Origin of the sequence: Mesorhizobium sp. M7A.F.Ca.US.006.01.1.1, assembly GCF_003997935.1 — a bacterium.
In the GTDB taxonomy this organism is placed as follows: Bacteria; Pseudomonadota; Alphaproteobacteria; order Rhizobiales; family Rhizobiaceae; genus Mesorhizobium.
The window spans coordinates 1-5,314 of record NZ_RZQL01000358.1 but is presented as its reverse complement, the minus strand read 5'-3'; the positions used below and the strand labels follow the sequence as shown (position 1 = coordinate 5,314).

7 protein-coding genes and 1 pseudogene are annotated in these 5,314 nt (G+C 61.0%); 2 read left to right on the top strand and 6 right to left on the bottom strand.

Annotated elements, in window-relative coordinates:
- The 6 genes and pseudogenes from eno to EN943_RS34660 form a co-directional block, all read right to left on the bottom strand.
- Positions 1-281 (bottom strand): annotated as a pseudogene (gene eno / locus EN943_RS34690) (phosphopyruvate hydratase); the annotation flags it as partial.
- A gap of 379 nt (positions 282-660) precedes the next feature.
- Positions 661-1,026, bottom strand: a complete 366-nt coding sequence (locus tag EN943_RS34680; protein WP_127416341.1) for a PRC-barrel domain-containing protein — start codon at positions 1,024-1,026, stop codon at positions 661-663.
- Positions 1,027-1,110: 84 nt separating this feature from the next.
- On the bottom strand, positions 1,111-1,314 hold the full coding sequence (locus tag EN943_RS34675; RefSeq protein WP_127416340.1) for a dodecin family protein: 204 nt from the start codon (positions 1,312-1,314) through the stop codon (positions 1,111-1,113).
- A 95-nt stretch (positions 1,315-1,409) separates the two neighbouring features.
- A complete protein-coding gene (gene kdsA, locus EN943_RS34670; RefSeq protein WP_027038698.1) occupies positions 1,410-2,270 on the bottom strand; it encodes a 3-deoxy-8-phosphooctulonate synthase in 861 nt (286 codons plus the stop codon).
- The gene (locus EN943_RS34665) at positions 2,267-3,157 is read right to left on the bottom strand and encodes a VOC family protein (protein WP_127416339.1); all 891 of its coding nucleotides are present in this window, start codon (positions 3,155-3,157) and stop codon (positions 2,267-2,269) included. The genes kdsA and EN943_RS34665 overlap by 4 nt, the downstream gene beginning before the upstream one ends.
- A 116-nt stretch (positions 3,158-3,273) precedes the next feature.
- Complete coding sequence (locus tag EN943_RS34660) at positions 3,274-3,564, bottom strand: Dabb family protein (RefSeq protein ID WP_013531473.1); 291 nt, start codon at positions 3,562-3,564, stop codon at positions 3,274-3,276.
- Positions 3,565-3,922: 358 nt separating this feature from the next.
- Between EN943_RS34660 and EN943_RS39030 the strand changes: the two genes are divergently transcribed.
- Positions 3,923-3,991 (top strand): hypothetical protein, encoded by a 69-nt coding sequence (locus tag EN943_RS39030; protein WP_346558022.1) that lies wholly within the window; start codon positions 3,923-3,925, stop codon positions 3,989-3,991.
- A 145-nt stretch (positions 3,992-4,136) separates the two neighbouring features.
- The coding region (locus tag EN943_RS34650; RefSeq protein WP_164778539.1) for a cyclopropane-fatty-acyl-phospholipid synthase family protein at positions 4,137-5,314 on the top strand (1,178 nt) is incomplete at its 3' end.

The window sequence follows — 5,314 nt, the reverse complement described above, 5'->3', positions numbered from 1 at the left end:
ATCATGGTCTGGTCGATATGGATCTGGTTTTCGGCTTCCATGCCGCCGATCGCCTCGAACAGCTCGCCGTTCACCGCCTCGACGGCTTTGAGTACGCCCTTGCCGAGATAGCGGGCGCCGCCGTCACGCAGTTCAACCGCCTCGTGGGCGCCGGTGGAAGCACCCGACGGCACCGCCGCGCGGCCCATCGAGCCGTCTTCGAGAATGACGTCGACCTCGACGGTCGGATTTCCACGGCTGTCCAGGATTTCACGCCCGACAATGTCGATGATGGCGGTCATTTGCGATGTCCTCGATTGATCTGAAGAATGCCGCACGTCTTAGCCAAAGTGCTGCAAAAGGCAATCGGCAGGCTGGCAATTATTGGCGCGGCATCAGCCTCCGAACGATTCACGAAGCGCAATCGCTGTCATCATAAGTCATGTACGGTGGGCTGAGTTCCGGTTAAGGTGCAGCGCGCGGGGCGAAACAGGAGGAGTTTCGCCATGTCCCAGTTGAGTGGTATCGTGAGTCTGTTCCTGATCGCGGCGGCCTTTCTGACGTCATGCGACAATCAGCAGTCGCCGCCGAAGGCGATGGTCCCCTTGCACATCAGCGAATAACTGCCGCATCAAACCAAAAATGGCCCTGCCGAAACGGGGCCATTTTGGTTTTGGGCCGTCAGTGCCAGTAAGGCGTGACTTTGTAATATTCATAGGATTCGTCGCGAGCGGTCTCGCCATCCGCGTCGGTCAGTTCGTTGATCGAATAGGCGGGTGCCGCCTTCAACTGCTCCTTGGAGAACGGCACGACATAGCCGCCCATGTCCTCATCATAGTCGAGGCTGGCCCACGGAATGGCGTGATATTTCTCCCCGATGCCGAGGAAGCCGCCAAAACCGATCACCGCGAACATGATGCCGTTCGCCATCTTGTCGAGCATCACATCCTCAATGCTGCCGATGCTCGTGCCTTCGGTATTATAGACCGATGTGCCGATGACCCGCGAAGCGGCAATGGCTTGGGTGTGGCCTGTCTGGGTTGTCATGATCATGCTCCTCACTGTCGTTGAACCATACTTGGACAATGAGGGGCGCAGGCGAAGGTTCCCGACTTTTTCGGCGTCGACCGATCACTCCGCGAGGATGAAGGTGACCTTCATATTGACGCGATAAGCAACGATCTTGCCGCCTTGGACGACGATCTTCTGGTCCTGGATCCAGGCGCCTTCGACGTTCTTCAGGGTTTTGGATGCGCGCGCAATTCCCTGTTCGATGGCGTCCTGAAAGCTCTTCTTCGACGACGATGTGATTTCGGTGACGCGGGCGACAGACATGGCTTCCTCCTGCCAAAACGCTCATTTGCCGGTCGAGCGTACAGGCGGCTTGCGCCTTCCACAAGCGCGGGCAGTCGGCAGAGGATGTGTCTGGCCTAGAGACCCTTGGCGATACGGTCGAATGCCATCAGCCGCTCGAGCAGGGCGGGCATGTCCTTCAGCGGCAGCATGTTAGGGCCGTCGGAAGAGGTCGAGTTGTCAGGATCCTGATGGGTCTCGATGAACACGCCGGCAACGCCGACAGCGACAGCCGCGCGCGCCAGCGTCTCGACAAAGCGGCGCTCCCCGCCCGAAGAGCCCCCCTGCCCGCCCGGCTGCTGCACCGAATGGGTAGCATCGAAGATCACCGGCGCGCCGATCTCGGCCATGATGGGAAGAGCGCGCATGTCGGAGACCAGCGTGTTGTAGCCGAAGGAGGCGCCGCGCTCGGTGGTCAGCACATTGGCGTTGCCGGATCCGGTGATCTTGGCGACGACGTTCTTCATGTCCCAGGGGGCAAGGAACTGTCCCTTCTTCACGTTGATCACCTTGCCGGTTTTCGCCGCGGCGACCAGCATGTCGGTCTGGCGCGACAGGAAAGCCGGAATCTGCAGGACATCGACATGCGGCGCGACGATGGCGCACTGCTCCTCGGTGTGGACATCGGTCAGCACCGGGAGCGAAAATTCCTTGCGCAGTTCATCGAAGACGGGAAGTGCCGCGTCCATGCCGGCGCCGCGCGTCGCCGACAGCGAGGTGCGGTTGGCCTTGTCGTAGCTGGTCTTGTAGACAAGGCCTATGCCGAGCCTGCCGGTCAGTTCCTTCAGCGCGCCGGCCATGTCGAAGGCATGCTGGCGCGATTCAAACTGGCACGGGCCGGCGATCAGGGACAAAGCCGCCCTGTTGTCGAAGACGACATTGCCGACGGTTACAGACGAATTGGGCGCCATCGAATTGGACGCTTGCGGCTTGCTCATGGAATCTCCCGGAAGATGAAAGCCGCGCCCTGTCCGGGTGCGGACCGCACGACAATATCACTGCCCGCTATATCGTGTTGGACGGAATTGGCTGCAAGCAGCCTCGATGTCACATCGGCGTTCCGAACCGAAAAGACTACCGCTGCGAAACGCAGATCCGTCGGCGCGCCGGCCGGCAGGCCAAAGCGCGCGGTGAAAGCCGCGCGGTCAAGCACGCTCAAATCTGCATTCGGCAAGGGAAACATGCCGCCCTGCCTGTCGGCGGCCGGATCATCCACCGCCACGGAAATCAGCCCATGCTGCTTTCCAGGCGCATCACTGACCGCCAAGATCTCGACAATTCCTGTCGCACCATTGGCGTGGGCCTGCAAAGCCGTGCGGTCGACATCCGGCGCGTTGACCCGCTCGCAGGCAAACAGAAAGGCGTCCGTGGCTTCGGCTCCGGCCGCGAAGGCAAGCTTGAACGATGCGATGTCGCTTTTGCCGGCGGGGTCGGTGAAGGCGCGCGAAAAACCCAGCATGTCTCCCGCCGAGACGCCGGCATCGACATAGCGTGCATGGTCGGCATTGGCATTGCCCGTACCTAGAACAATGGCGGAAAATCCCTCGTCGCCGTTGCTGTCGCGATAGGCGCGATCACGCGTGACGAAGACATTGCCTTCCGCGATAGCCTTTGCCGCCACCTGCTCGTCGCCGACCGCCAGCGGTTCGAGATACGTGCCGTCGGCCAGGAAAACACAGCAGTTTTCCGTTCCGAAGGGATGGATGCCGGTCGGAGCCACGACGAAGCCAAGCGCGGCGAGCCGGGCTCGCGCCACCTCAAGGCTCTGCGTTGGCAGCACCAGGTGATCGAGCGGATGAGTGCCTGCGGCTGCGGTTTGGGTCATGCAGGCGCGATGTGCATCATTCCGCAAATCGGTTCAAGACTTGATAGCAATCCCGGCTAGTTCGTCGGCCAGTTCTCCGGGCGTCGAAAAAGGCCCCAGTTGGGACAAGGCCTCGATCAGCTTCCGGCAACGACATCGGCGGAATAGCGCAGCTCGCGCATCGGTTTGACCTTGCTGGTGGTCTGCGCATAGAGCGGGTGTGCCTTGTAGGCGGCCAGCGCGGCGTCATCGGCGAATTCCGCATAGACCACCACGTCGACCTCATCCGACAGCGGATCCACCTTGGTGTTGAGCGTGACCTCGAACAGGCTGGAATGAGGAATGTTGCCGAGCGCCAGCAAGCCGGTGCGCACGGCCTCAACATCCTCTTTTCGCCGCGCGCTGAAGAAAACGATATGCCGGATCAACCCCGCCTCCTCGATCAAAATGCTGGGGTCTTTTGTGACGGCAGGACGTTGGCGTCAATCGACTAGGATGTCGCGGCTGCTGCCACAGGAATTAAGCTTTGCCGGTAACATATCGCACAACATGCCTAAGCTCTCTCACCGTGGTGTCGAGATAGCGGCCCTGATTGTACATGCCATCCCAGATCAGGAAAAACGCGATGGCGGCAATGACGATTACATAACGCATGGCTAAATCTATCGCACGAGCAATTCTGCGGCCATAGGCGTTTTTTGCGCGCTCGGCCTTTGCTGTGCAAAAAGGCGGATTCTCGCTGGCGCAAGCAATCCGCGTGGCACAGCCCCGCTTGCGGCCTGCCTCTTGAAGTTTCCCCGCATGACGTGGAAGATTGTCGCAGGGATTCACTGGGAAGCGCTGAAGCTCTGGTAAAGGAGCGCGTGTTTCATTCGAGCCCGCCCGTCACTGAGCCGGTCAGCGCCCGGGATCGGCAACGGCGCTCGGACCTGGCGAATGGTCCAAGAGAACCGTGGCTCGGCAATCTGCCCCGACACCGCGGAAATCCAGGGGGCATGAGATGGCACAAAAGGAACTTTTTGGCGCAGCATTGAGCGACGCGGTCAGGCTCGATGAGTTCAATTTCGCCGAGATCGTCAAAGGTCTGCCGGCGAAAGCGCGCATGGTGCTGTCGGCGGCGATGAACCTGCCGCGCGGTTCGCTCAAGGTGAGGCTGCCGGACGGCCGCGCCGTCCTCGTCGGCGGCAAGGGACCTGGCCCGGATGCCGAACTGGTGCTGAAGAATTGGCGCCTGCCCGGCCGCGCCTTTTCCGGCGGCACGATCGGCGTAGCCGAATCCTATATGGACGGCGATTGGGAAAGCCCTGATGTGACCAGCTTCCTGGAGCTGTTCGTCATCAATTCGGTCATTGGCGAGCGTATCGCGGGCGGCACCAGCTGGCTGATCAACACGGTCCAGCGCATCCGCCACTGGTTCAATCAGAACACGCGCACCGGCTCGAAGCGCAACATCTCGGCGCATTACGATCTCGGCAACGCCTTTTACAAGGAATGGCTCGATCCGAGCATGACCTATTCCTCGGCGCTCTACACGACCGGCGCCAACGACCTGGAAAGCGCCCAGGCCGCCAAATATCGCGCGCTGGCGAAAGACACAGGGATCGGTCCGAAGGACCATGTGCTGGAAATCGGCTGCGGCTGGGGCGGCTTCGCCGAATTCGCAGCACGCGAGATCGGCTGCCGCGTCACCGGGCTGACGATCAGCCGCGAGCAGCACGATTTTGCAACGGCTCGCATCGCCAAGGCCGGGCTTGCCGACAAGGTCGACATCAAGCTGCAGGACTATCGCGACGAAACCGGCACCTATGACCGCATCGCCTCGATCGAGATGTTCGAGGCGGTCGGCGAGAAATACTGGCCTGTGTTTTTCGGCAAGATGAAGGCCTGCCTGAGGCCTGGCGGCACCGCCGGCCTGCAGATCATCACCATCAACGAAGCCGCCTACGACACCTATCGCGCAAGGCCGGATTTCATCCAGCGCTACGTCTTCCCGGGCGGCATGCTGCCGACACCGTCGATCCTGAAGACACTGGGCAAGGATCATGGCCTTGCCCATCTGCGCGAGCGCGTGTTTCCGGATGACTACGCGCGCACGTTGGCCGAATGGCGCCACCGGTTCTGGGCGTCATGGGAGAAGATCGTTCCACTCGGCTTCGACGACCGCTTCAAGAAGCTCTG

What these genes read in the sequence shown, in the direction of transcription:
- EN943_RS34680 (WP_127416341.1), bottom strand. Translation starts at nt 1,026, where the DNA reads ATGACAACCCAGACAGGCCACACCCAAGCCATTGCCGCTTCGCGGGTC.
- EN943_RS34675 (WP_127416340.1), bottom strand. Translation starts at nt 1,314, where the DNA reads ATGTCTGTCGCCCGCGTCACCGAAATCACATCGTCGTCGAAGAAGAGC.
- kdsA (WP_027038698.1), bottom strand. Translation starts at nt 2,270, where the DNA reads ATGAGCAAGCCGCAAGCGTCCAATTCGATGGCGCCCAATTCGTCTGTA.
- EN943_RS34665 (WP_127416339.1), bottom strand. Translation starts at nt 3,157, where the DNA reads ATGACCCAAACCGCAGCCGCAGGCACTCATCCGCTCGATCACCTGGTG.